This window comes from Peribacillus loiseleuriae (assembly GCF_001183985.1).
Lineage (GTDB): Bacteria > Bacillota > Bacilli > Bacillales > DSM-1321 > Peribacillus > Peribacillus loiseleuriae.
Window position 1 is genome coordinate 4,428,439 of the sequence record NZ_LFZW01000001.1, and the last position, 23,876, is coordinate 4,452,314.

Here is a 23,876-nt window from a genome sequence, read left to right on the forward strand (position 1 = left end):
TTTTAACGCCATTTTAGGTTTTCTATATAAAAACAGCTCGACGAGAAACTCGCCAAGCTGCTTTGTCTATTCTTATTAAGGAAAACGCGGGAATTGACCGAAGTCAGGTTTACGTTTTTCTTTGAAAGCATCGCGACCTTCTTTTGCTTCGTCTGTTGTGTAATACAGAAGCGTAGCGTCTCCGGCAAATTGCTGAAGTCCTGCAAGGCCGTCTGTGTCCGCATTAAATGCAGCTTTTAAGAAACGAAGAGCCGTCGGACTCTTTTCAAGCATTTCCTCACACCATTGTACCGTTTCAGCTTCCAATTGATCTAAAGGAACAACTGTATTGACCAAGCCCATGTCCAATGCTTCCTGTGCACCGTATTGACGGCATAGGTACCAGATTTCACGCGCTTTCTTATGTCCAACAATCCGTGCTAAGTAGCCAGACCCGTATCCCGCGTCAAAGCTTCCTACAGTTGGTCCTGTTTGTCCGAATACCGCATTGTCAGCAGCAATCGTTAAGTCACACACGATGTGTAGTACATGCCCTCCACCAATCGCATAACCCGCTACCATGGCAACAACAGGTTTCGGAATCGTACGAATTAAGCGCTGTAGATCTAATACATTCAAACGTGGAATATCATCGTCGCCGACATACCCACCATGCCCACGTACTTTTTGGTCACCGCCTGAACAGAAAGCTTTGCCGCCCTCACCTGTTAAAATAATGACACCAATGCTAGAGTCATCACGTGCTCTTGCGAATGCATCGATCATTTCAGACACTGTTTTCGGCGTAAATGCATTATGTACATGTGGTCGGTTAATTGATACTTTAGCAATCCCATTATATTTTTGGAATAAAATTTCTTTATATTCACGAATTGTTTCCCACTGAATTGTCATGTTATATCCTCCTTTATTGTTTTGATAAAAACTCACTTACTATCTTACCAAACTTCTCTTCATCTTCCACATGAATTGCATGACCAACATCATTTATTATCTGCCATGCGCACTCTTTCATGAGTCGTTGCATCGTTTTTGCTATGTCACAGAATTTTTTATCCAACTCACCTGTGAGAAGAAGGATTGGCATAGATAAGTTTTCAAGCTGATTCCACCAGGAAGGCTGAGCCCCCGTCCCCATTCCAAGTAAACTGTTAGCAAGCCCCAGTTCCGTGTTCGCAAGCCGCTCTTTTCTAATAATCTGTTGTTTCTCCTGAGGCATTTTCTTCTGTGTATCGAAAAGGGATATGTTCTCCCAGTCATCGACAAAAGTCAAAATGCCTTTTTCGATGATTTTATCAGCTAACTTTGCATCTTGGATCCTACGCTCTTGTCTGGCAGTCTCTGTCTTCAAACCTGGAGAAGCACTTTCAAGAATCAGTGACTGAACATATTCAGGAAATAAACAAGCGAAACTTAGCGCAAGCCTTCCGCCCATTGAATAGCCAAGCACATGAGTTTTTTGAATCGAAAGTTTTTCTAAGATTTCCCGAAGATCCTTCGCTGCTTCCAGCATAGTATATCGCTCGGCATTATGAGGAGATTCTGTAGAACCATGGCCAATGATATCCACCATAATCAGCTGATACTTCTTTTGCATAGGCTCAAGAAATCTCCATGTTTCAAGGCTGCCTGTAAACCCATGTAAAAGGAGCAAAGGTTCACCCTGTCCTATAATGTCTATATGGTACTCGACACTTCGACAGACAAGTTTCACTGTATTTCCTCGTTTAAAGCTGATGCTATTTCCCGGGAAACAAAACTCCACAAATTACGATGTTTTAGAACATTCGACTCGCGATTTGTCGGAATCTCAATGATTTTTAATCCAGGTATTGAAAATGATGTTGTAAAGACCTCGCTAAATTCATCCCAATTCTGAACCTTTTGATATGTTGTGTTATAAAGTTGAGCTGTATATGAAAAATCAAGTCCATGCGGAGTACCGAATAGCACTTCGAAATATTCTTTTTCTGAAGCTTGCGATAAGAATGAGAATATCCCGCCTCCATCATTATTAATCACCAAAATGGTCAAATTTTGGCCTTGAAGCTTTCCGGCAAGCAAACCATTCATATCGTGGAAAAAGCTTAAATCACCGATCACAAGTACCGTCTTTTCTTTAACCGTACTCACACCAAGAGCAGTCGAAACGATGCCATCAATTCCGTTTGCACCCCGGTTTGCATAGATTTCTACATTCTTACCATTTACAAAGAAAAACGTATCTAAATCTCGAATAGGCATACTGTTTCCGACAAATAAGTGAGAATGCTCTGGCATGAGCTCATTCAATTTGTAAAATAGTTTCCCTTCATCTAGCTCTTCTTCATTGCGAATGCTTGAGAGCGCATGTTTTGTCGCTTCATTAACCCTAACCCAGCGTTGTAACCAGCCTTGGTCACGGTTTTCAGGCAGCCGTTCGACAATATCTTGGCAAAAGCGTTCTTCTTCACTGTACACCATACGCGTGGCAAGACCGCTTGGGTCCCGAAAACCTGCTCCACCATCAATGACAAAGTTCTCGACTTGCTGTTTTTTTAACCATAGCAACAAAGGCTTCGACACAGGCATGGCTCCAAAGCGAAGGATGACATCAGGATAAAAAGCATCCATCACTTGTTCATCACGCAAAAATGTATCATAACAGTCTATCACATTTGCAAACGAATGTTGACCGCTTCGCAACTGTGAAAGTGGATCTGCAAGAATGGGAAATCCTAATTTTTCGCCAAGCTCCGTCACGGCCCCTTTTATGTCATCATTCTTCATGTCTCCGCAAATAATCAGCCCTCGTTTAGCTTGCCCAATTTCTTGTGCAATTGCATCCAATTGGTTCATCGATAATGTTAATATACCAGGTTCAATCGCTACAGCAGCTTGTTTCTTCTCCTGACGGTACTTTTTCGCTTCTGCCAAATTCGGAAGAAGCGGTTCTCGCAGAGGGAAATTTAAATGAACCGGACCAGCGGGCTCATTAGCTGCAGTCGCTACAGCTCTTGCACAAACCGTTCTCGCATAACGTACCATACTCATACTGCTCTCTGGTAGCGCCATCTCAACAAACCATTTCACGTGATTGCCATACAGCCCAATTTGGTTGATCGTCTGCGGTGCACCGATATCCCGCAATTCATGCGGTCTATCTGCCGTTAGGACAATCAGAGGAATCCGAGAGTAGAACGCTTCTACTATTGCGGGATAATAATTAGCGGTTGCTGTTCCTGATGTACAAAGCATCGCTACTGGCTTTTTCATTGCTTTTGCAAGCCCTAATGCAAAAAAGGCAGCAGAACGCTCATCTACATTAATATGAATCTTTATCTCAGGATGCTCCGCCAAAAGCAAGGCCAATGGCGTGGACCGCGAACCTGGACTAATTACTACGTCCTTTATTTGATTTTGAGCTAATTCATCGACAAAAGCCGTCGCATACACCGTTAATGCATCACGGTCATTCATGAAGGTTCCCTCCTAAAGCACTTAGCATCGGATTGAATTTTATTCCAGTTTCTTCGTATTCACTTTCAGGTGTAGAATCTTCCAGCACTCCACAACCAGCAAACAAGGAAGCTTCATTGCCTTGAATGAGCGCTGAACGTATGCCTACTGCAAACTCGCCATTTCCATAAGAATCAGACCAGCCAATAGGGGATGCATAAAAGCCACGCTCCAGTTCTTCGTTTTCACGAATCCATGCAACTGCTTGTTCTGTCGGAAGTCCCCCCATTGCAGGTGTTGGATGAAGCTTGCCTATTACGTCGAAAATAGACACATTCGCATCGCATTCTCCACTAACTGGTGTATACAAATGCTGAATATGCCTATTTTTCATAACAGTCGGATCTTTAGGTACATCAAGCTTTTTACAAACCAAACTTAGTGCATCCTTAATCATTGAAACGACATATTGATGTTCCAATAGGTTTTTTTGATCATGTAACAGCTCATGTTCCAACTTCCTATCTTTTTTTGCATCTTTCCCGCGAGCAATTGAGCCAGCAAGACACGCAGAGAATAATTCATTTCCGTGTTTTTTTACGAGACGCTCAGGGGTTGCCCCAATAAAACAATCTCCTGCCGATTCTAAACAAAAAATAAAGCTTCCTGCTTGTTCCTTTTGGAGCCGCCGAAGAACAGCAACTGTTTCAATTCGCTCCTTAAACACAATTCGTAATTCTCTTGCTAAAACAACTTTGTCCAATTCCGAATGTTTCATATGTAAAACGGCTTCTGCAACAATCTTCTTCCAACCTTCAGGATTATCCTCGATTTGTTCCACATACTCATTTACGCTTACAGCCACATTCGTCAAACGATTTCTAATATCATTTTCCCGTTCATTTATCAGATCTATGAAGAGATTTGCTTCATCTTCCGATGTGCAAACAATGTTGGTCGTTAAATATGCTTGTCCCTTCACAATGGATAGCATGAAGGCAGGAATATAAAACAAACTATCACCAAATTGATCCCAAAGCAGGGAATCCGTTTTATTATAATCAAAAGAATATCCACCAAACACTAACGGACCTGTACCTACTACTCCAGAAACACCTACTTTAACGGCATTTTTCTGAAGTTCAGTCCAGTTCGCTTCAATATTCCTCACTCTTTTAGCGTCTGCCTTCACTTGGATTTTTTCCACTATACCTAAACCAGCAATGGTCAGTTCTTTTTCAGGATCTTGCCAGTAAAAGCGTTCACCTGCATACCGTTCTCTTCCAGCATGATAAAATGAAAGGGGGTCTAAATCATCGATTTCCCTTACTACACTGAACAAGACTTTTTGCTTTTGCTGTTTCGCTTTTTGCACAGCTTGCTGAAGTCCATAAAACCATTCAGTTTCATGTGAGATAGCCAAAAAAAATCCCCCTTAATGTCAACATTTTAAAAGCATACAAACCTATTTAAAGATACACCTCATTTCGACTCAATGTCAATTATTGCGGTCTTTATTCATCGTTTTATGACAACTTTTTTCCTATTAATATATTCTCTTCTAAAAACAAACAAACGTTATTGTTAAGAAAATCACAAATAGACATTGACACACTTAATTAGTTTTCCTACACTTATTCTGTACCAATATTTGAATTATGATCACATTTGCAAGCTAACTTTAGAGGAGAAGAGAAATGTCTATACAATCTAATTCCGTTCCATCCCAACAAGAAAAACGCAGCTGGAAGATTTGGTGGGAGCTGATTCGTCCACATACGTTGACAGCAGCGTTTGTACCTGTACTAATTGGTACTTTGCTCGCTTTAATAGCAGAGGAAGTAAACTGGATCCTATTTGCAGCAATGCTAATTGCCAGCCTATTAATTCAAGCAGCTACTAATTTATTTAATGAATACTATGACTTTAAACGCGGTCTGGACACCGCTGAATCAGTTGGCATTGGTGGCGGAATCGTTCGCCATGGAATGACGCCAAAGTTGATCATGAATTTGGCACTCAGCTTTTATGCAATCGCCCTTTTGCTTGGCGTATATATCTGTGCTGTGTCTTCTTGGTGGCTTGCTGCAGTTGGTTTAATCTGCATGCTTACCGGTTACTTGTATACAGGTGGACCCATCCCTATTTCATCTACACCATTTGGCGAACTCTTTTCGGGATTTTTCATGGGCTACGTCATTATACTCATTGCTTATTTCATCCAAACCGGTGATGTTTCAGGTATAGTTGCAATCGTAGCAATCCCTAGTCTTATTCTAGTTGGCTTAATTAATATGTCTAATAACCTGCGTGACCATGATGGTGACAAAGCGAACGGGCGACGCACGCTTCCAATTTTACTAGGGCGTGAAAAAGGAGTGCGCTTCATGGTTATCATGTTTGCTATTGCCTACCTATGGGTTATTGTAATTGTTATGCTAGGAATCATAACACCTTGGATTCTGCTAACTCTATTCAGCATCCCTAAGGCGACAAAAGCAACAAAAGGCTTTGTAGGAAAAACAATTCCGATTGAAATGATGCCCGCCATGAAAGCAACCGCCCAGACAAACACCATTTTCGGTTTACTTCTATCTATAGGATTATTAATTAGCTATTTTGTTTAATGAAAAAAACCTCTGACTCAGTCAGAGGTTTTTTAGTTCTAACTACCAAAAAGTAAAAGAAGTTTCTATCAACATCCTCTTTCCCTTCCCCCCTCTACATTTCTACCAATATATATTCAGGTAGTGAACAGTGTCTGGCATATAAACATCCCTATTAAACGACCTGTAGAAGAAAATGTACTTGTCCCAACCTAGGAAACCATTTCGAAAAGCGTCACCTTGGAGATGAAATCAAATAACAAGGAAGATAACTTTGAGTTTGTTGCCCGTTTTAGAATCTCAGAGATGCCTTCCGACTACAATGGCAATCACGAGAGCTATATTAGCCTTTATGATAATGAAGATGAAACAGGTGGCTTTACAGAGGAATACGAAGCTTATATAAGAAATAATGTTTACCCTAATAAAAAGCAATGACGAGGAAAATCTTAAAACATATATAGATACCCTCTACAGAAGATCTGACTGAAGTACTTAACTAATGTTCTAATAGAATCCTAGAAAAAGACCAAATAAAAAAAGTGCATACGTAAATGTATGCACCTTTTCTATATGACCCCTACGGGATTCGAACCCGTGTTACCGCCGTGAAAGGGCGGTGTCTTAACCGCTTGACCAAGGGGCCAAATGGCGGAGAAGGAGGGATTTGAACCCTCGCGCCGGTTACCCGACCTACACCCTTAGCAGGGGCGCCTCTTCAGCCTCTTGAGTACTTCCCCATGGCTCCGCAGGTAGGACTCGAACCTACGACCGTTCGGTTAACAGCCGAATGCTCTACCACTGAGCTACTGCGGAACAAAAATATAGGATTATGGTGGGCCTAAATGGACTCGAACCATCGACCTCACGCTTATCAGGCGTGCGCTCTAACCAGCTGAGCTATAGGCCCATTCTTTGGAGCGGGTGAAGAGAATCGAACTCTCATCATCAGCTTGGAAGGCTGAGGTTTTACCACTAAACTACACCCGCGTAAATGGGGCGACTGATGGGAATCGAACCCACGAATGCCTGAACCACAATCAGGTGCGTTAACCACTTCGCCACAACCGCCATAAAATATATTGAGTAATAAAGGTGGCTCAGGACGGAATCGAACCGCCGACACAAGGATTTTCAGTCCTTTGCTCTACCGACTGAGCTACTGAGCCAATCAATTCATGTCAAAAGCAAATTTAACTATTGAATAAAAATGGCGGTCCGGACGGGACTCGAACCCGCGACCTCCTGCGTGACAGGCAGGCATTCTAACCAACTGAACTACCGGACCAGATTGCGGGGACAGGATTTGAACCTGCGACCTTCGGGTTATGAGCCCGACGAGCTACCAGACTGCTCCACCCCGCGATAATAAGAATGATAAAATTTTTAAAAAAATGGAGGAGGTAGAGGGATTCGAACCCCCGCGGGATTTGACTCCCCTGTCGGTTTTCAAGACCGATCCCTTCAGCCAAACTTGGGTATACCTCCAATAGCATTATACATGGTGGACCTTGTAGGACTCGAACCTACGACCGGACGGTTATGAGCCGTCTGCTCTAACCAGCTGAGCTAAAGGTCCTTATATTTTGGTAGCGGCGGAGGGAGTCGAACCCACGACCTTTCGGGTATGAACCGAATGCTCTAGCCAGCTGAGCTACACCGCCAAAATAATATAAGTTTGAATAAATGGTGGAGCCTAGCGGGATCGAACCGCTGACCTCCTGCGTGCAAGGCAGGCGCTCTCCCAGCTGAGCTAAGGCCCCATTAATAGGTATTTAGGTATTCATGGTCGGGAAGACAGGATTCGAACCTGCGACCCCTTGGTCCCAAACCAAGTGCTCTACCAAGCTGAGCTACTTCCCGTCTATATGGCGCGCCCGAAAGGAGTCGAACCCATAACCTTCTGATCCGTAGTCAGACGCTCTATCCAATTGAGCTACGGGCGCGTATAGATGTAAAATGGTGCCGAGGACCGGAATCGAACCGGTACGGTAGTCACCTACCGCAGGATTTTAAGTCCTGTGCGTCTGCCAGTTCCGCCACCCCGGCACATACGAAAAGTGGAGCGGAAGACGGGGTTCGAACCCGCGACCCCAACCTTGGCAAGGTTGTATTCTACCACTGAACTACTTCCGCGTAATAAATAATGCGGGTGAAGGGACTTGAACCCCCACGCCTCGCGGCGCCAGATCCTAAGTCTGGTGCGTCTGCCAATTCCGCCACACCCGCGATAAATGGTGAGCCATGCAGGATTCGAACCTGCGACCCTCTGATTAAAAGTCAGATGCTCTACCAACTGAGCTAATGGCTCGTCCTACTCAAATAATCTGTAAATGAAACTGGTGCCGGCAAGAGGACTTGAACCCCCAACCTACTGATTACAAGTCAGTTGCTCTACCAGTTGAGCTACACCGGCACTATAGGTAATGGTGGAGGATGACGGGATCGAACCGCCGACCCTCTGCTTGTAAGGCAGATGCTCTCCCAGCTGAGCTAATCCTCCATTATGAATAATGCTTGGCGGCGTCCTACTCTCACAGGGGGAAACCCCCAACTACCATCGGCGCTAAAGAGCTTAACTTCCGTGTTCGGAATGGGAACGGGTGTGACCTCTTTGCTATCGCCACCAAACAATAAAGGAATATCATTCCTTCAAAACTAGATAATAAGAAGGTTTTTTGCTTTTTTCAAGAACAATAAGGTTAAGTCCTCGATCGATTAGTATCAGTCAGCTCCACATGTCGCCACGCTTCCACCTCTGACCTATCAACCTGATCATCTTTCAGGGATCTTACTAGCTTACGCTATGGGAAATCTCATCTTGAGGGGGGCTTCATGCTTAGATGCTTTCAGCATTTATCCCGTCCGCACGTAGCTACCCAGCGATGCTCTTGGCAGAACAACTGGTACACCAGCGGTGCGTCCATCCCGGTCCTCTCGTACTAAGGACAGCTCCTCTCAAATTTCCTGCGCCCACGACGGATAGGGACCGAACTGTCTCACGACGTTCTGAACCCAGCTCGCGTACCGCTTTAATGGGCGAACAGCCCAACCCTTGGGACCGACTACAGCCCCAGGATGCGATGAGCCGACATCGAGGTGCCAAACCTCCCCGTCGATGTGGACTCTTGGGGGAGATAAGCCTGTTATCCCCGGGGTAGCTTTTATCCGTTGAGCGATGGCCCTTCCATGCGGAACCACCGGATCACTAAGCCCGACTTTCGTCCCTGCTCGACTTGTAGGTCTCGCAGTCAAGCTCCCTTGTGCCTTTACACTCTACGAATGATTTCCAACCATTCTGAGGGAACCTTTGGGCGCCTCCGTTACATTTTAGGAGGCGACCGCCCCAGTCAAACTGCCCGCCTGACACTGTCTCCCGCCCCGATAAGGGGCGCGGGTTAGAATTTCAATACAGCCAGGGTAGTATCCCACCGACGCCTCGACCGAAGCTAGCGCTCCGGCTTCACAGGCTCCTACCTATCCTGTACAAGCTGTACCAAAATTCAATATCAGGCTGCAGTAAAGCTCCACGGGGTCTTTCCGTCCTGTCGCGGGTAACCTGCATCTTCACAGGTACTATAATTTCACCGAGTCTCTCGTTGAGACAGTGCCCAGATCGTTACGCCTTTCGTGCGGGTCGGAACTTACCCGACAAGGAATTTCGCTACCTTAGGACCGTTATAGTTACGGCCGCCGTTTACTGGGGCTTCAATTCAAAGCTTCGCCTTGCGGCTAACCTCTCCTCTTAACCTTCCAGCACCGGGCAGGCGTCAGCCCCTATACTTCGCCTTGCGGCTTCGCAGAGACCTGTGTTTTTGCTAAACAGTCGCCTGGGCCTATTCACTGCGGCTTTTCCGGGCTATTCACCCTAAAAAGCACCCCTTCTCCCGAAGTTACGGGGTCATTTTGCCGAGTTCCTTAACGAGAGTTCTCTCGCACACCTTAGGATTCTCTCCTCGCCTACCTGTGTCGGTTTGCGGTACGGGCACCCTACATCTCACTAGAGGCTTTTCTTGGCAGCGTGGAATCAGGAACTTCGGTACTATATTTCCCTCGCCATCACAGCTCCGCCTTGATGGAAACGGGATTTTCCTCGTTTCCGGCCTAACTGCTTGGACGCGCATATCCAACAGCGCGCTTACCCTATCCTTCTGCGTCCCCCCATCGCTCAAACGATGTATAGGTGGTACAGGAATATCAACCTGTTGTCCATCGCCTACGCTTTTCAGCCTCGGCTTAGGTCCCGACTAACCCTGAGCGGACGAGCCTTCCTCAGGAAACCTTAGGCATTCGGTGGAAGGGATTCTCACCCTTCTTTCGCTACTCATACCGGCATTCTCACTTCTAAGCGCTCCACCAGTCCTTCCGGTCTAGCTTCAACGCCCTTAGAACGCTCTCCTACCACGGATACCATACGGTATCCATCCACAGCTTCGGTGTTACGTTTAGCCCCGGTACATTTTCGGCGCAGAGTCACTCGACCAGTGAGCTATTACGCACTCTTTAAATGATGGCTGCTTCTGAGCCAACATCCTGGTTGTCTAAGCAACTCCACATCCTTTTCCACTTAACGTAAACTTGGGGACCTTAGCTGGTGGTCTGGGCTGTTTCCCTCTTGACTACGGATCTTATCACTCGCAGTCTGACTCCCGAGAATAAGTATTTGGCATTCGGAGTTTGACTGAATTCGGTAACCCGTTGGGGGCCCCTAGTCCAATCAGTGCTCTACCTCCAATACTCTCATCTCGAGGCTAGCCCTAAAGCTATTTCGGAGAGAACCAGCTATCTCCAGGTTCGATTGGAATTTCTCCGCTACCCACACCTCATCCCCGCACTTTTCAACGTACGTGGGTTCGGGCCTCCATTCAGTGTTACCTGAACTTCACCCTGGACATGGGTAGATCACCTGGTTTCGGGTCTACGACCTCATACTCATTCGCCCTATTCAGACTCGCTTTCGCTGCGGCTCCGTCTTATCAACTTAACCTTGCATGAAATCGTAACTCGCCGGTTCATTCTACAAAAGGCACGCTATCACCCATTAACGGGCTCTAACTACTTGTAGGCACACGGTTTCAGGATCTATTTCACTCCCCTTCCGGGGTGCTTTTCACCTTTCCCTCACGGTACTGGTTCACTATCGGTCACTAGGTAGTATTTAGCCTTGGGAGATGGTCCTCCCTGCTTCCGACGGGATTTCTCGTGTCCCGCCGTACTCAGGATCCACTCAGGAGGGAACGAAGTTTCAGCTACAGGGTTTTTACCTTCTTTGACGGATCTTTCCAGATCACTTCACTTACCCCGTTCCTTTGTAACTCCATGTTGAGTGTCCTACAACCCCAAGAGGCAAGCCTCTTGGTTTGGGCTATCTTCCGTTTCGCTCGCCGCTACTCAGGAAATCGCGTTTGCTTTCTCTTCCTCCGGGTACTTAGATGTTTCAGTTCCCCGGGTCTGCCTTCAGTACCCTATGTATTCAGGTAAAGATACTGTTCCATTACGAACAGTGGGTTTCCCCATTCGGAAATCTCCGGATCAAAGCTTACTTACAGCTCCCCGAAGCATATCGGTGTTAGTCCCGTCCTTCATCGGCTCCTAGTGCCAAGGCATCCACCGTGCGCCCTTTCTAACTTAACCATATGGTGGCTGATAAACAGAAAGTTTATCAAACAACCTAGTTGTTAAAAGGTCTTACTTGATGTCTTGAAAATTTAATGCAAAAATTTGCCTTCTATCTATTATCTAGTTTTCAAAGAACGATTCGGCAACGAATAAGCAAAAGACGAATCTGTTGCTTTCCTTTACCACGATTGAATGAATTACTCATTCAAAACTGAACAAAACATAAGCGCCACACGTAATATCCTTAGAAAGGAGGTGATCCAGCCGCACCTTCCGATACGGCTACCTTGTTACGACTTCACCCCAATCATCTGTCCCACCTTAGGCGGCTGGCTCCTTGCGGTTACCTCACCGACTTCGGGTGTTACAAACTCTCGTGGTGTGACGGGCGGTGTGTACAAGGCCCGGGAACGTATTCACCGCGGCATGCTGATCCGCGATTACTAGCGATTCCGGCTTCATGTAGGCGAGTTGCAGCCTACAATCCGAACTGAGAATGGCTTTATGAGATTCGCTTACCCTCGCGGGTTTGCAGCTCTTTGTACCATCCATTGTAGCACGTGTGTAGCCCAGGTCATAAGGGGCATGATGATTTGACGTCATCCCCACCTTCCTCCGGTTTGTCACCGGCAGTCACCTTAGAGTGCCCAACTAAATGCTGGCAACTAAGATCAAGGGTTGCGCTCGTTGCGGGACTTAACCCAACATCTCACGACACGAGCTGACGACAACCATGCACCACCTGTCACTTTTGTCCCCGAAGGGAAGTCCCTATCTCTAGGGAGGGCAAAAGGATGTCAAGACCTGGTAAGGTTCTTCGCGTTGCTTCGAATTAAACCACATGCTCCACCGCTTGTGCGGGCCCCCGTCAATTCCTTTGAGTTTCAGCCTTGCGGCCGTACTCCCCAGGCGGAGTGCTTAATGCGTTAGCTGCAGCACTAAAGGGCGGAAACCCTCTAACACTTAGCACTCATCGTTTACGGCGTGGACTACCAGGGTATCTAATCCTGTTCGCTCCCCACGCTTTCGCGCCTCAGTGTCAGTTACAGACCAGAAAGTCGCCTTCGCCACTGGTGTTCCTCCAAATCTCTACGCATTTCACCGCTACACTTGGAATTCCACTTTCCTCTTCTGCACTCAAGTTCCCCAGTTTCCAATGACCCTCCACGGTTGAGCCGTGGGCTTTCACATCAGACTTAAGGAACCACCTGCGCGCGCTTTACGCCCAATAATTCCGGACAACGCTTGCCACCTACGTATTACCGCGGCTGCTGGCACGTAGTTAGCCGTGGCTTTCTGGTTAGGTACCGTCAAGGTACCAGCAGTTACTCTGGTACTTGTTCTTCCCTAACAACAGAACTTTACGACCCGAAGGCCTTCTTCGTTCACGCGGCGTTGCTCCGTCAGACTTTCGTCCATTGCGGAAGATTCCCTACTGCTGCCTCCCGTAGGAGTCTGGGCCGTGTCTCAGTCCCAGTGTGGCCGATCACCCTCTCAGGTCGGCTACGCATCGTGGCCTTGGTGAGCCATTACCTCACCAACTAGCTAATGCGCCGCGGGCCCATCTGTAAGTGACAGCCGAAACCGTCTTTCCATCTTCTCTCATGCGAGAAAAGAAATTATCCGGTATTAGCTCCGGTTTCCCGAAGTTATCCCAGTCTTACAGGTAGGTTGCCCACGTGTTACTCACCCGTCCGCCGCTAATATCAGGGAGCAAGCTCCCATCTATTCGCTCGACTTGCATGTATTAGGCACGCCGCCAGCGTTCGTCCTGAGCCAGGATCAAACTCTCCAATAAAGTGTTTGACTTGCTCATTTGTTGTTATAGTGTGTACTCACTTAAATTTAAACGTTGGCGCTTTGTTTTGTTCAGTTTTCAAAGAGCAATTTTGTCGTTCCTCTCAGAAGCGACTTCTATAATCTATCACAAGTTCATATCTCACGTCAACATTTTTTTCGAAAAGTTTTTCATATCAATTGTTGTCGGCGTTCGTTACTAACTTGGCGACAAGAAATAATATATCACGATAAAAACATGATTGCAATACTTTTTTAATCTTTTTCTAAAAAAGATTACATTACTTATTAATCACTTTTTATATTTAACCATCTCTCTTAATTGTTTTCAACTCATTTCTTCATAAATATTTAAGATTTCACTACGAGTTCAGTGCATCTACTCTTTCATAAACCTAGTACTGACGGAATAATTCGTTTCTTTCCACATATAATTTATTACTCCTTTTATTTGAGTTGGAACAGTCGAAAGAGAGACTTCGACCACAAACTCTACTCCACTCTCATCTTTTCCTAGATGGTTTTTATTTTCAAAGGGTAAAAAAAAGCAGTAAACTGCTTTTTTTCGTGAAGAAAAATAGGTCGAAGCTTACGCTCCCCTATTTAAATTAGTTTTGTTCTCTTTAATAAGAATTCCCCCCGTAAAAGATGGTGACGTTTAAACACCGTCGTTTTCTATGTCGAACGCTCTTTGTTTTTTTTATTATCATTCAGGAAGTAGATTAATCCTGCAAAGATGATAACTCCGCCGACTATTTGCGTGAGTACAACCGATTCATCAAGAATAAAGTAAGCTAAAATAGTTGCACCAACCGGTTCTAACAAAATAGCCATTGAAATAGTTGTTGTGCTGAGCCATTTTAGTGACCAATTTAGCAGAGAATGCCCTAATAGATTTGGGAAAATAGCTAAAAGAAGAAATAGAATCCAATCTGTTGCCGGATATGGACCAAGTGGTTCTCCCTTTGCTAGTACATAAATAAATAAAGTAACCATGCTTATACCATATACAACAAAGGTGTATGTAGTAGAGGTGATTCTTTTCCTTACGGTTTGTCCTACTAATAAATAGGCTGTTATTAAAGCACAAGCTATAAGTGCGAGAATATCACCAAACAAGGCCGTTCCACTAATCTTGAAATCTCCCCAACTAATAACAAGGCTACCGCCAATAGCAATTACACTACTTAAGATCGCCCGCACTGAAAACCGTTCCTTAAAAAAGAAATAAGCTCCAGCGAAGGCAAACAGCGGTTGAAGTGTTACAAGAACCGTTGAACTGGCAACGGATGTGTAATTCAACGATTCGAACCATAAAATAAAGTGAAACGCTAGAAATATTCCAGCAATGCTAGAAAGTAGCCAGTCTTTCTTATTTATATGTTTCAGTTCGTGACGATATTTCGCCAGAAAGAATGGCAGCATGATTACTACCGTGAAAAATAACCGATAAAACGCAATAACGCCTGACGGTGCTGAGGCTAATTTGACAAATATTGCTGACAATGAAATAGATGTTACAGCAAGTAATAATACAAAATAAGGGTTTATTTTAGGTTGAAGCATAGTAATTCCTCTTTTCAGACTTATAATAGAAAGTAATACTGTTATACTGTAAGCTTTTTTGACATTCAGAAGACCTATACGTTTAAGAAACCTTGTATAGGGTATAGCACACCAAATACATAGTAACAGAAAATCCCATATGAATGGTGATGATATGGCCATGGATTGGTTTTTAAACTTAAGTTCAGAAGCACAAATTTTAGTAAAGCTCGGAGTATCAGCTTTACTAGGCTTAGTAATCGGCTTAGAGCGGGAAATTAAGCGGAAACCTGTTGGCTTGAAGACGAGCCTAGTCATCTCCATTATCAGCTGTTTGCTGACGGTTGTCTCGATTGAGTCTGCTTATACGTTTACAGGCAGCGATCACGTGAATATTACAATGGACCCACTCAGACTTGCAGCCCAAATTGTTTCAGGTATTGGTTTTATCGGAGCAGGAGTCATTCTTAGACGTGATAACAATAGTATATCCGGGTTAACCACCGCTGCAATTATTTGGGGGGCAGCCGGGATCGGGATTGCAGTCGGCGCAGGATTCTTTATCGAAGCAACGGCAGGAGTCATTTTATTAATCATCAGTGTCGAACTTATCCCTTGGTTAGTTGCCCTAATAGGTCCAAAACAGTTTCGACAAAAGGAAATTATGTTAAAATTGATGATTCCAAACAAATATGATATCGCCATCGTAATGAAAAAGATTAAAGAGGATAATATTTTTGTAAAAAATATTCGCATTAACGATCTTGAAGACGATCTTCATTATGTCCAACTGCTAGTCCTAGTTGACACAAAACGAAAAACAACGGATGTCTATTATTTTGTGTCGACGTTTGAAGAAATCTCAAAAGTAGAAATCGAAAACTTATAATGGAATAATGAAAAGCGGCTGTCCTAAAACAAAGAGACAGACCTCGTAACCCTATACATAAAACGAATTGTATAGAGTACAGGTCAAGGCCCATAAGAACATCCGCTTTTCCTTATACTGAAATATATTCTACTTCAATACGAAATGGTTTTCCTACTTCTTCTTCTACGTAAAATTGCGCAATATCAACTTTCTCAATTGGAGTTGCTTCTGGCATAGTTTTTCCTTCATCTACCGCCATGTCTATCGCAATGGCCAATAAATCCTGGGCCGCCTCCCTCGCATCCTCACGATCATTTCCAGCTGTGGAAGCTGACAATCCCACTGCTTTTAGATCAGGAAAAACTACATGCATTGTATAATCTTCTTTCATCACTCTTGCTTCATAGTAATAAATCACTGGATATTGTGTCATAACTATCTCCCTTCAACGCTCTAGTTCATTATTGTAGCAAAATAAACTTCATATTACTCATTCAATATTGATTCTCTTCTCAAATAGCTTTTCTTCTTTACTTATGATACCATTTATCTTTATTAAATAGAGGAAGTGACTGTTCATGATTAATATTACAATCCCTACAGCAGATCTAACCATCAAGCAGCGAAAACAAATCGCAGAAGGGGACGAGCCAATTATTCCTGATATTTACGGTTTTATTGATTTTCACCTGATTCCAAGAGATAAAGGCGGAATCTTTACGTTCTTTAACAATGAGGGACAATTACTTTTCGTTGGGAAAGCTAGAAAGCTGCGTCAAAGAATCAAGAAGCACTTCGAGGATTCCGTTTCACCGATTAAGCTGCATAGAAACGAAGTATCCAGAATCGAGATTTGCTATGTAGAAGATCCGATGGAAAGAGAAATCTACGAGACCTTCATTATCAATGAACTTCAAGCAAAATATAATATCGAGAAAGTGTTTTTTAAATAATATAGGGAAAAAGCTGACTGCAGGAGCAATCAGCTTTTTTATTATTGACCCATAGCAGTTGTTAGTAAGTCACTCACTTATTTCTTCCCTCCACCCTATCACCTACTTTAAGAATGGAGAAATTTATTTGTGCAGTCTCTTTATGTCTTGAAAAATACTCGAATCATCCTGTGTTTTCTTTTCATTTTCTAAAGCGGGAACTAAGGGGTTCTGAGAAGAAAAACTAGCCATCATTTGTTTAAATTGTCCAACTGTAAGCGGTTTGGCATCGTCATTCAACTCATATCCTAGATGTCCATTCGGTTCAATCGTCCCTATTTTTATATCATGAATATTATTGAGTCCTTGATTGCGCATCTGCATTTCTAACTGCTCCAACGTAAGACGTAGTTTCCTTAAGGTATCCATCTGCACCATTCCATTCTCGATAACTGTCACTGACTTCCCCGTTAAAAACTTCTCAAAGCCATTAAATTTAACTTGTAAGTATTCTAAAGCAACCAAAAACACAACAAACACTCCAGCTGCGGTGATTGCTTTACCTACACTAAACCCAACAATCGGGTGTGCAATAATTGTTCCTATCGAAACCATTACCATCGTTTGAGATAATGTCATATGCGCAATGGATTTTCGCCCAGCTAACCTTAATAGAAGAAGGCCAGATATCATCAATACAACCGACTGCCAAATAAAAACAAGATTCATGTATTTCCCCTGCCTGTCAGATTCACGGATAGAGATATGATAACCATGTTAGGATTTGCTATACTGTTCATTACTGAAACAGCTGCATAGAACCAAGGAATCAGTCGCTTAAAAAAATTATCATCTAATGCTTTTGTTTAAAATCAAATGGTTGGATACACTTCATCAGGATCTGGACCTCTACGGCGGTCTTTATTTACCCCATCAATTTTCTTCATATCACTTTCTGAAAGAGAGAAGTCATAAATATCGGCATTTTGTTCGATCCTGCTCGGTGTGCTAGACTTCGGAATAATAATAGCAGCCTGCTGAAGATGCCAGCGTAATATCACTTGGGCGATACTCTTATTGTAGCGCTTCGCAATTTCTTCACTGGTTTCATCCTTCAATACATCCCCTCTTCCAAGCGAACTCCATGCTTCAACTGCAATATGATGATCATTCAAATATTTTTTGAGTGGGTATTGTGTGAGATATGGATGAATTCCAATTTGATTAACCGCTGGTATGATATGTACCTTCGTTGCTATTTTTTCAAGATGCTCGATTTGAAAATTACTAACCCCGATTGCCCGAACAAGCTTCTCATCATATAGACGTTCAAAAGCACGCCACGTATCAAAGAAATGAGCCTCACTCGGCCAATGAACTAGTAATAAATCCAACTGAGACAATTCTAATTTCTTCATCGACCGCTCAAAAGATGAAAGTGTCGTATCATACGCCTTGCTTATCATTGTTGATCGTCGTTGTAATAAATAACTCACTGCGATCTATAGGGCTTTTCTTTAATATCCTGCCCAGCAAGCCTTCATTTTTGTATAATTGAGCTGTATCAAATGAACGGTATCCTACCTCCAGCGCTTTATTAATCACCATTTCACCTTCTGATGGGTCTTCAATCAAATATACGCCAAAACCATGCTGCTGCATTCACACATCATTGTTCAATTAAATCTTGTCATCAAATCATTTACTCTTCTCATACTCCCCCTTATAAAAAATGTGAATTTATGGATATAACTATACTGTTCAATGTCCCTGCTATAAAGAGAAAACTCCTATAATTGAAAGTGAATTCGGGAATTTTTCACTAGTTTTTCAGATATGTTATCCTCATATAAAGGATATTTTCAACTTCGTTCTAGAAAGATAGACACAAAGAACATTTTTCTACCAAAAACCATTGACTTTTTCAGAAAAATAGATAAAATTAGAAATATACCTTTCGGGGGCTTAGCTCAGCTGGGAGAGCGTTTGGCTGGCAGCCAAAAGGTCAGCGGTTCGATCCCGCTAGTCTCCATAAAACAAAAAGAACAAATGCTCAATCTCATGACAAACAAGAGGTTGAGCATTTGTTCTTTTTGTTTTTTCAACGTCAATATAAATCACAAAAAAGTTAATCTTGACCAATTACATTCATCATCTTCTTTTCAAATTGTATAATAGAAGAAGATGGAAGGAGGAATGATTTTGAGAAAAAAGGAAATAACGAAAAAACAGTTTGATTTTCTTGACCATGAACTAAAGTATCTTAAAAATGAAGGGATTATTTCCAAGCAAGATCAAGAAAAAATTTTACGCTCCTATATCGCAAGGACTGGATTAAGTTTCATTTCGATTTTATTAGCCATCGGGGCACTCCTTTTAGGCCTAGGGGTGTTAACCTTCATAGCGAGCAACTGGATTTATTTAAATAAAGGGGTTAAATTCCTGATTATTATTGTATGTCTTATTGGGGTGAATTTCGCAGGGGTTAAATGGCAGACACGCTTTCCAAAAACAGCAAGAAGTCTGCATTATGTTGGTATTTTGATATTTGGAGCAGGTATTTTTCTAATTGAACAGATGTTTAACATCAGTATTAATTTTAACAGCTCCTTTTTATTATGGGCCATCGGAACGATATTCATTGGCTACTATTTAAAAGATACCGCCATCCTTCTTTTCACTTCCGTCCTACTTTTCATTTATCTGAACGGAAGCATATTCCTTAATGAAACGTCCTACCCACTTGCCATTCTTGTATTTTTACCGGCTTTATACGTTCTATTGAAAAAATTTGATTATCCTAAGATCCTGACCTTTTGTATTAACGCCTTAGCCATCAATACCATTGTCTTATTAGTAATGAAACTTGTGCCGAAATTCAATTTTCACAATCCAGGCACAGTCATCCTTACCATTCTGTTTATTCTGGGCATAATACTGGTGCATATTCCAGTTCCGACGAAATTACAAAGAACCATGCATATCCAAGGACATATTTTACACGGGATCACAGCTATATTCCTTACCTTTGAATTTTCTTTATGGTTCCCTATAGCTTATTTACTTTTTCTTCTTTACCTCGTCCATAAAGGTAGTTTGACCAGCATTGTCGTAATATGTGCATTGATTTTCAGATATTATATCGACTCCTTTGACTTCCTACCAAAATCACTTACATTTATCATCGGTGGTATGATTCTGATCGGTTTTGGCTTCTTCTTTGAAAAACAACGTAAAAAAGGAGGTAATCATCATGAAGAGTAAGCCACTTTTCCAACCACTTATCATATTTTCCATTCCAGTCTTAATCTTAATAATCATGGCGACACCTCCCGTCTTGACGATTTTGACCGGAAAAGAAATCAAAATACAAACCGCCCCAGTTGATCCGACAGATTTATTCAGGGGTAGCTATGTGGATTTACAGTACGAGATTGAGTCCGTTAAACTGTCACAGCTAGATGACTCGATTATTTCCGATTTTAAAAGGGCATATATTTATGATTACAAAAAAGTGTATGTACGGCTAAAACAAGACAGCGATGGTCTATACAAGGTCGACTTTGTAACAAAAGAAAAACCTAGCCATGGCATATATCTAAAAGGAAAATTAGAAATTCCGTATGACCTAAAAAACGCCGCTACAATTCAAGTTAAGTACGGTTTAGACAATTATTACGCACCCGAAGAAATGGCAAAAGAAATAGAAACTAAAGCCTCTGTTAAACCTGCAGTGGCCTTGATAAAAGTGAAAAATGGGCATGCAGTATTGACGAAAATCATTGTCGAGTAATTGAACAAATTTAACATATGGTGAAATTTCAATTAGTACTAGTTTCTTCATTCGCAACTAGCAAAAAGAGCGTCGGAATGACGCTCTTTTTGCCCTTAATAATAGAGATCTTTACTCAATAATCCTTTTAGCCCCTATATATCGATCCTTCCAGTATTTATCGCTCATTTTTACAATCTTTACACCTTTTGTAGTGCTCCCAACAAATGTGCCATCCCCATTAAAGATTCCAACAAAAGAAACTTTTCCTTTTTCACCTGTTGCATAAAACACTAAATCACCTGTTTTTAAGTCTTTTTGCTGAACAGCTTTACCCGTTTTATATTGTTCAGTACTTGTTCTCGGTATCTTCATTTCTGTCGCTGCATCTTGATAAATATACTGTGTAAACCCACTTGCATCAAATCCTTCAGGGGTCGTTCCACCATATTTATATGGACTTCCCACATAGTCACCTGCTACAGCTGTAACTTCATCGCCATAGTTGATAGTTGCTGATGCATTAGCTGGTCCAAAAATAAACGCTACTACCAATGCCACAAATGATAATGCTACTACAAGCCATTTTGAAACTGGTAAACTAATACTCATCCTTCTTCCTCCTATTTTGAAACTGAAACGCACTTTTAAATATATGATGGATTTTCGCTTTGATACCTAGAATTTCGTTTTCTCTCTCCAATTTTTTATGTACAAAACTTCTAAGGTCCGACACATCATTTCTACTTAGTTCGTTCTTTCTTCTACCCTATATAAAAACTCTTGTTCTTCATTCAGTTGAACGTGGTAACTGACTCTTTATTTAGTTGTTGCCTTACCTTTATTTGTTTTTAATTAATTAGCATTCGTTAGTTGTTTTTTAAATTTGCATCCGTTTCAGTGAACAAATTACAATAGGAAATTTCGTTTTATCACACTAGAGTCATCCTTACGCACGAACGTCGCTTCTATACCAGAAGCGACTGTTTTTTTTGTATATTATTTTTTCTCTGATTTATTATCCTTACTTTTTTTTGACTTTTCATCCGATTTATTGTCCTTATTTTTCCCTGATTTTTCTTCTGATTTATTATCTTTATTATTCCCTGACTTTTCATCCTCATTCTTTTGTTTTTCTACTTTTACCCCATAACTAATACTGCGTATATGAAACATTGCCAAGCGAATAACTTCTTCGTTAAAAATTAGCGTAATGAATTCATCATTAATATCAAAAAGTACCCCTTCAAGCTTCTCAGGTCCGCCGCGGTTAATGTTCACCCATTGAGATTTCAGATCACCTAGTAAACTTTTAAATGTAGGAGCCGTTTTATAAGAAAAGCCTTCAGGGATCTCTAGATTAAATTCTAATCCTTTTTTCACGTTTTCAGTAATACTCTTTATATGATCTGTTTTATAGTAAACAACACCTTCTTGCTCAGTTAATATAGCTAAATGGTCATCTGTAATGCCTAATAATATTCCTATCCGAGATTCCGGCCCGCCTCGATCTATCCTGAGAACTTTACCAATCATATGAGTAAACAATTCCTTATTCATAATGTTGCCCCTTCCATATAATCATTTTCACTTTATCTATATGTGTCATACCATGACGTTGTGCCATGTTAAATATCTATATACTTAGAATAGGCATAGGAAATACAAATAAATGTGTAGGTACTCCATCCAACTATATTGTAAATTTAGGTAGTTCCTGTAGTTAAATGAGTGTAATAATGAACGAACTGAATTATGATCCGAATGTTGGATACTAATAATTAGTCCCTATTCGTTTATTTGTATGCCTTCAATTACAAGACCCGTATAAAGTGAAACGTCAATCAGCAGGGGTTTTACTGCCCATTAATACAGGATAAAATAAAAAAACCAGACTCTAATTAAAGAGTCTGGCTTTTTATGTTTTAATTATTATGCTTTTTGAACGTTTGTAGCTTGGGGTCCACGTTGACCTTGTTCTACTTCAAAAGTTACTTTTTGACCTTCGTCTAATGATTTGAATCCTTCACTTTGAATAGCAGAGAAGTGTACGAATACGTCGTCTCCATTTTCACGCTCGATAAATCCAAAACCTTTTTCTGCATTAAACCATTTAACTGTACCTTGTTCCATTTTTGTTGCCTCCTAGTGTGAAAAACACACAATGTATTACTATCCCTGCCCAAAGTGATCATTAAGACGAAAAGTTGAACTTATACAATCCTTTTCACCGAACAAAAATAATTCTTCTTTATCATAACAGGTAATGTAAACAATAGCAAATCATTTCACATGATTATTCATTCTACTTTTTTTAACCTGTATTCAATTTATGACGAACTGCTATTTTTATTGATTTATTCACAATACCAAAATGGATGAGCTAAGTATTAGTAAGTGCAGCAAATAAAAGCACCCATATAGCAAATGTTTTTCTCACAAATTAGCTAATTCGTTCTAAAGTTTTTATAATAACCAAAACCCTTCCGTATATTTAATATCTCGATATAGTATATAATAAAGGTTTAACGAACATAATATTCAAAACATTTAAATTCAAAAGAATATTTGTTGGCAGTTTCATTTTTCATAAGACATATATTCTTATGAAACACATTTTATTCAAGGCGTGATAGTTTATTCTAGGATACTTTTTTTGTACTGGCACAAACTAAACAAGTCAGTATTGAAAGGAGTGAATGAGCATGAGTCGTGGTAAACATCTTAATCACAAAGAAAAAGGACATCCTGGAAACTTCCCTGCAAATAGCTTGAGTGAGGAGAAAGAGCACAGTCAACAGCTTGAACAAGTTGAAGATATTGTTACACACGAAGCATTTAAAAATCGGGTAAAAGAGGACGAATTGCCTTAGATTATTACCTATATGCAAATTCTAAAAAGGTCATAATTGTCACTCTCGATGATTATGGCCTTTTATATTTAATTTTGTAACAACAAAGAGAGGTTGTCCCAAAAAGGTCTGAAGTCACATACTATACATCGTTTAATGAGTCATGTTCGCGTCTTAAACGATATATATAGTAGATGTGGAGTCTGACTCTTTCGTCATGGGACAACCCCTTCTAAACTTACGCAGTTTTACTTGTTTTCAGATTCATTTTTTCTCGTACCTTCAGCTAATTGCTCAAAAGAATTGACTTTACCATGTGGGTTTTGCGACTGCTTCCGCTCTCTCCATTGTCGTTCTTCTTGTCGTTTAGATTGAGTCATTTCGATAAGTCTCCTTTATATAAAGTGAACCTTCAATCAGTGGAGGTCTTACTGCCTGTTAATG

20 protein-coding genes, 22 tRNA genes and 3 rRNA genes are annotated in these 23,876 nt (G+C 41.7%); 8 read left to right on the top strand and 37 right to left on the bottom strand.

Annotated features, from left to right (window positions below):
• Positions 1 to 75 precede the first annotated feature (75 nt).
• Genes menB through AC625_RS20440 form a run of 4 tightly spaced genes read right to left on the bottom strand, consistent with a single transcriptional unit; the run spans position 76 to position 4,861 of the window.
• Positions 76 to 894 (bottom strand): 1,4-dihydroxy-2-naphthoyl-CoA synthase, encoded by an 819-nt coding sequence (menB, locus tag AC625_RS20425; protein ID WP_049682970.1) that lies wholly within the window; start codon positions 892 to 894, stop codon positions 76 to 78.
• 13 nt (positions 895 to 907) lie between these two features.
• Positions 908 to 1,714 (bottom strand): 2-succinyl-6-hydroxy-2,4-cyclohexadiene-1-carboxylate synthase, encoded by an 807-nt coding sequence (gene menH, locus AC625_RS20430; RefSeq protein ID WP_049682971.1) that lies wholly within the window; start codon positions 1,712 to 1,714, stop codon positions 908 to 910.
• Positions 1,711 to 3,459, bottom strand: a complete 1,749-nt coding sequence (gene menD / locus AC625_RS20435) for a 2-succinyl-5-enolpyruvyl-6-hydroxy-3-cyclohexene-1-carboxylic-acid synthase (protein WP_049682972.1) — start codon at positions 3,457 to 3,459, stop codon at positions 1,711 to 1,713. The genes menH and menD overlap by 4 nt, the downstream gene beginning before the upstream one ends.
• Positions 3,452 to 4,861: an isochorismate synthase gene (locus AC625_RS20440; RefSeq protein WP_049682973.1), complete on the bottom strand. Its 1,410-nt coding sequence runs from the start codon at positions 4,859 to 4,861 to the stop codon at positions 3,452 to 3,454. The genes menD and AC625_RS20440 overlap by 8 nt, the downstream gene beginning before the upstream one ends.
• 274 nt (positions 4,862 to 5,135) lie before the next feature.
• Between AC625_RS20440 and AC625_RS20445 the strand changes: the two genes are divergently transcribed.
• Together AC625_RS20445 and AC625_RS20450 are read left to right on the top strand one after the other, a co-directional pair.
• Positions 5,136 to 6,065 (top strand): 1,4-dihydroxy-2-naphthoate polyprenyltransferase, encoded by a 930-nt coding sequence (locus AC625_RS20445; RefSeq protein WP_049682974.1) that lies wholly within the window; start codon positions 5,136 to 5,138, stop codon positions 6,063 to 6,065.
• 225 nt (positions 6,066 to 6,290) lie between these two features.
• Positions 6,291 to 6,482 (top strand): hypothetical protein, encoded by a 192-nt coding sequence (locus AC625_RS20450; RefSeq protein WP_049682975.1) that lies wholly within the window; start codon positions 6,291 to 6,293, stop codon positions 6,480 to 6,482.
• 136 nt (positions 6,483 to 6,618) lie between these two features.
• On the opposite strand, the gene AC625_RS20455 is transcribed toward AC625_RS20450, so the two are convergent.
• The 25 genes from AC625_RS20455 to AC625_RS20575 form a co-directional block, all read right to left on the bottom strand.
• A tRNA-Glu gene (locus AC625_RS20455) sits at positions 6,619 to 6,690 on the bottom strand.
• Positions 6,691 to 6,693: 3 nt separating this feature from the next.
• Positions 6,694 to 6,784 (bottom strand) — tRNA-Ser (locus AC625_RS20460).
• Position 6,785: 1 nt separating this feature from the next.
• A tRNA-Asn gene (locus AC625_RS20465) sits at positions 6,786 to 6,860 on the bottom strand.
• 17 nt (positions 6,861 to 6,877) lie between these two features.
• Positions 6,878 to 6,954 (bottom strand) — tRNA-Ile (locus AC625_RS20470).
• Between the two features lie 6 nt (positions 6,955 to 6,960).
• A tRNA-Gly gene (locus AC625_RS20475) sits at positions 6,961 to 7,034 on the bottom strand.
• A 5-nt stretch (positions 7,035 to 7,039) separates the two neighbouring features.
• A tRNA-His gene (locus AC625_RS20480) sits at positions 7,040 to 7,115 on the bottom strand.
• Between the two features lie 25 nt (positions 7,116 to 7,140).
• Positions 7,141 to 7,213: transfer RNA gene (locus tag AC625_RS20485), tRNA-Phe, on the bottom strand.
• A 42-nt stretch (positions 7,214 to 7,255) separates the two neighbouring features.
• Positions 7,256 to 7,332 (bottom strand) — tRNA-Asp (locus AC625_RS20490).
• A gap of 3 nt (positions 7,333 to 7,335) precedes the next feature.
• Positions 7,336 to 7,409, bottom strand: a tRNA-Met gene (locus AC625_RS20495).
• A gap of 30 nt (positions 7,410 to 7,439) precedes the next feature.
• A tRNA-Ser gene (locus AC625_RS20500) sits at positions 7,440 to 7,532 on the bottom strand.
• A 14-nt stretch (positions 7,533 to 7,546) separates the two neighbouring features.
• Positions 7,547 to 7,623 (bottom strand) — tRNA-Ile (locus AC625_RS20505).
• An 8-nt stretch (positions 7,624 to 7,631) separates the two neighbouring features.
• A tRNA-Met gene (locus AC625_RS20510) sits at positions 7,632 to 7,708 on the bottom strand.
• A gap of 23 nt (positions 7,709 to 7,731) precedes the next feature.
• Positions 7,732 to 7,807, bottom strand: a tRNA-Ala gene (locus AC625_RS20515).
• A gap of 23 nt (positions 7,808 to 7,830) precedes the next feature.
• Positions 7,831 to 7,907: transfer RNA gene (locus AC625_RS20520), tRNA-Pro, on the bottom strand.
• A 6-nt stretch (positions 7,908 to 7,913) separates the two neighbouring features.
• Positions 7,914 to 7,990, bottom strand: a tRNA-Arg gene (locus tag AC625_RS20525).
• Between the two features lie 14 nt (positions 7,991 to 8,004).
• Positions 8,005 to 8,093: transfer RNA gene (locus tag AC625_RS20530), tRNA-Leu, on the bottom strand.
• A 12-nt stretch (positions 8,094 to 8,105) separates the two neighbouring features.
• A tRNA-Gly gene (locus AC625_RS20535) sits at positions 8,106 to 8,180 on the bottom strand.
• 11 nt (positions 8,181 to 8,191) lie between these two features.
• A tRNA-Leu gene (locus tag AC625_RS20540) sits at positions 8,192 to 8,273 on the bottom strand.
• A 6-nt stretch (positions 8,274 to 8,279) separates the two neighbouring features.
• A tRNA-Lys gene (locus AC625_RS20545) sits at positions 8,280 to 8,355 on the bottom strand.
• A gap of 29 nt (positions 8,356 to 8,384) precedes the next feature.
• Positions 8,385 to 8,460: transfer RNA gene (locus tag AC625_RS20550), tRNA-Thr, on the bottom strand.
• An 11-nt stretch (positions 8,461 to 8,471) separates the two neighbouring features.
• A tRNA-Val gene (locus tag AC625_RS20555) sits at positions 8,472 to 8,547 on the bottom strand.
• A 12-nt stretch (positions 8,548 to 8,559) separates the two neighbouring features.
• Positions 8,560 to 8,675, bottom strand: a 5S ribosomal RNA gene (gene rrf / locus AC625_RS20560).
• A gap of 67 nt (positions 8,676 to 8,742) precedes the next feature.
• A 23S ribosomal RNA gene (locus AC625_RS20565) occupies positions 8,743 to 11,678 on the bottom strand.
• A gap of 233 nt (positions 11,679 to 11,911) precedes the next feature.
• Positions 11,912 to 13,461, bottom strand: a 16S ribosomal RNA gene (locus AC625_RS20570).
• The 16S, 23S and 5S rRNA genes sit together here with 21 tRNA genes alongside, the layout of an rRNA operon.
• Positions 13,462 to 14,135: 674 nt before the next feature.
• The gene (locus AC625_RS20575; protein ID WP_049682976.1) at positions 14,136 to 15,026 is read right to left on the bottom strand and encodes a DMT family transporter; all 891 of its coding nucleotides are present in this window, start codon (positions 15,024 to 15,026) and stop codon (positions 14,136 to 14,138) included.
• A 139-nt stretch (positions 15,027 to 15,165) separates the two neighbouring features.
• Between AC625_RS20575 and AC625_RS20580 the strand changes: the two genes are divergently transcribed.
• Positions 15,166 to 15,894: an MgtC/SapB family protein gene (locus AC625_RS20580; RefSeq protein ID WP_245645054.1), complete on the top strand. Its 729-nt coding sequence runs from the start codon at positions 15,166 to 15,168 to the stop codon at positions 15,892 to 15,894.
• A gap of 112 nt (positions 15,895 to 16,006) precedes the next feature.
• Here AC625_RS20580 and AC625_RS20585 read toward each other — a convergent pair whose 3' ends face one another.
• Positions 16,007 to 16,309 (bottom strand): type II toxin-antitoxin system HicB family antitoxin, encoded by a 303-nt coding sequence (locus AC625_RS20585; RefSeq protein WP_049682977.1) that lies wholly within the window; start codon positions 16,307 to 16,309, stop codon positions 16,007 to 16,009.
• 145 nt (positions 16,310 to 16,454) lie between these two features.
• On the opposite strand from AC625_RS20585, the gene AC625_RS20590 reads away from it, so the two are divergent.
• Positions 16,455 to 16,829, top strand: coding sequence for a nucleotide excision repair endonuclease (locus AC625_RS20590; protein ID WP_049682978.1), 375 nt, complete (start codon positions 16,455 to 16,457; stop codon positions 16,827 to 16,829).
• Positions 16,830 to 16,952: 123 nt separating this feature from the next.
• Here AC625_RS20590 and AC625_RS20595 read toward each other — a convergent pair whose 3' ends face one another.
• The 3 genes from AC625_RS20595 to AC625_RS28400 form a co-directional block, all read right to left on the bottom strand.
• Entirely contained in the window at positions 16,953 to 17,537 is a 585-nt protein-coding gene (locus AC625_RS20595) for a DUF421 domain-containing protein (protein WP_049682979.1), read from the bottom strand.
• Between the two features lie 143 nt (positions 17,538 to 17,680).
• Positions 17,681 to 18,274: an aldo/keto reductase gene (locus AC625_RS20600; protein ID WP_342671003.1), complete on the bottom strand. Its 594-nt coding sequence runs from the start codon at positions 18,272 to 18,274 to the stop codon at positions 17,681 to 17,683.
• On the bottom strand, positions 18,255 to 18,470 hold the full coding sequence (locus AC625_RS28400; protein WP_342671004.1) for an aldo/keto reductase: 216 nt from the start codon (positions 18,468 to 18,470) through the stop codon (positions 18,255 to 18,257). The genes AC625_RS20600 and AC625_RS28400 overlap by 20 nt, the downstream gene beginning before the upstream one ends.
• A gap of 297 nt (positions 18,471 to 18,767) precedes the next feature.
• Between AC625_RS28400 and AC625_RS20605 the strand changes: the two genes are divergently transcribed.
• The 3 genes from AC625_RS20605 to AC625_RS20615 all read left to right on the top strand — a co-directional run bounded on the left by AC625_RS20605 (position 18,768) and on the right by AC625_RS20615 (position 20,601).
• Positions 18,768 to 18,840: transfer RNA gene (locus AC625_RS20605), tRNA-Ala, on the top strand.
• Positions 18,841 to 19,010: 170 nt separating this feature from the next.
• Entirely contained in the window at positions 19,011 to 20,072 is a 1,062-nt protein-coding gene (locus AC625_RS20610) for a DUF2157 domain-containing protein (protein ID WP_049682980.1), read from the top strand.
• A complete protein-coding gene (locus AC625_RS20615) occupies positions 20,062 to 20,601 on the top strand; it encodes a GDYXXLXY domain-containing protein (RefSeq protein ID WP_049682981.1) in 540 nt (179 codons plus the stop codon). The genes AC625_RS20610 and AC625_RS20615 overlap by 11 nt, the downstream gene beginning before the upstream one ends.
• A gap of 111 nt (positions 20,602 to 20,712) precedes the next feature.
• Here AC625_RS20615 and AC625_RS20620 read toward each other — a convergent pair whose 3' ends face one another.
• From AC625_RS20620 to AC625_RS20630, 3 genes are all read right to left on the bottom strand, one after another.
• On the bottom strand, positions 20,713 to 21,192 hold the full coding sequence (locus AC625_RS20620; protein ID WP_049682982.1) for a C40 family peptidase: 480 nt from the start codon (positions 21,190 to 21,192) through the stop codon (positions 20,713 to 20,715).
• 387 nt (positions 21,193 to 21,579) lie between these two features.
• Complete coding sequence (locus AC625_RS20625) at positions 21,580 to 22,140, bottom strand: hypothetical protein (RefSeq protein WP_049682983.1); 561 nt, start codon at positions 22,138 to 22,140, stop codon at positions 21,580 to 21,582.
• 372 nt (positions 22,141 to 22,512) lie between these two features.
• Entirely contained in the window at positions 22,513 to 22,713 is a 201-nt protein-coding gene (locus tag AC625_RS20630; RefSeq protein WP_028393766.1) for a cold-shock protein, read from the bottom strand.
• 572 nt (positions 22,714 to 23,285) lie between these two features.
• On the opposite strand from AC625_RS20630, the gene AC625_RS27350 reads away from it, so the two are divergent.
• Positions 23,286 to 23,453, top strand: coding sequence for a hypothetical protein (locus tag AC625_RS27350; RefSeq protein ID WP_180320126.1), 168 nt, complete (start codon positions 23,286 to 23,288; stop codon positions 23,451 to 23,453).
• A gap of 227 nt (positions 23,454 to 23,680) precedes the next feature.
• On the opposite strand, the gene AC625_RS27970 is transcribed toward AC625_RS27350, so the two are convergent.
• Positions 23,681 to 23,812 carry a DUF6254 family protein gene (locus AC625_RS27970; RefSeq protein WP_245645055.1) on the bottom strand — a complete coding sequence of 44 codons (132 nt, stop codon included), beginning with the start codon at positions 23,810 to 23,812 and terminating at the stop codon, positions 23,681 to 23,683.
• Positions 23,813 to 23,876: the final 64 nt, after the last annotated feature.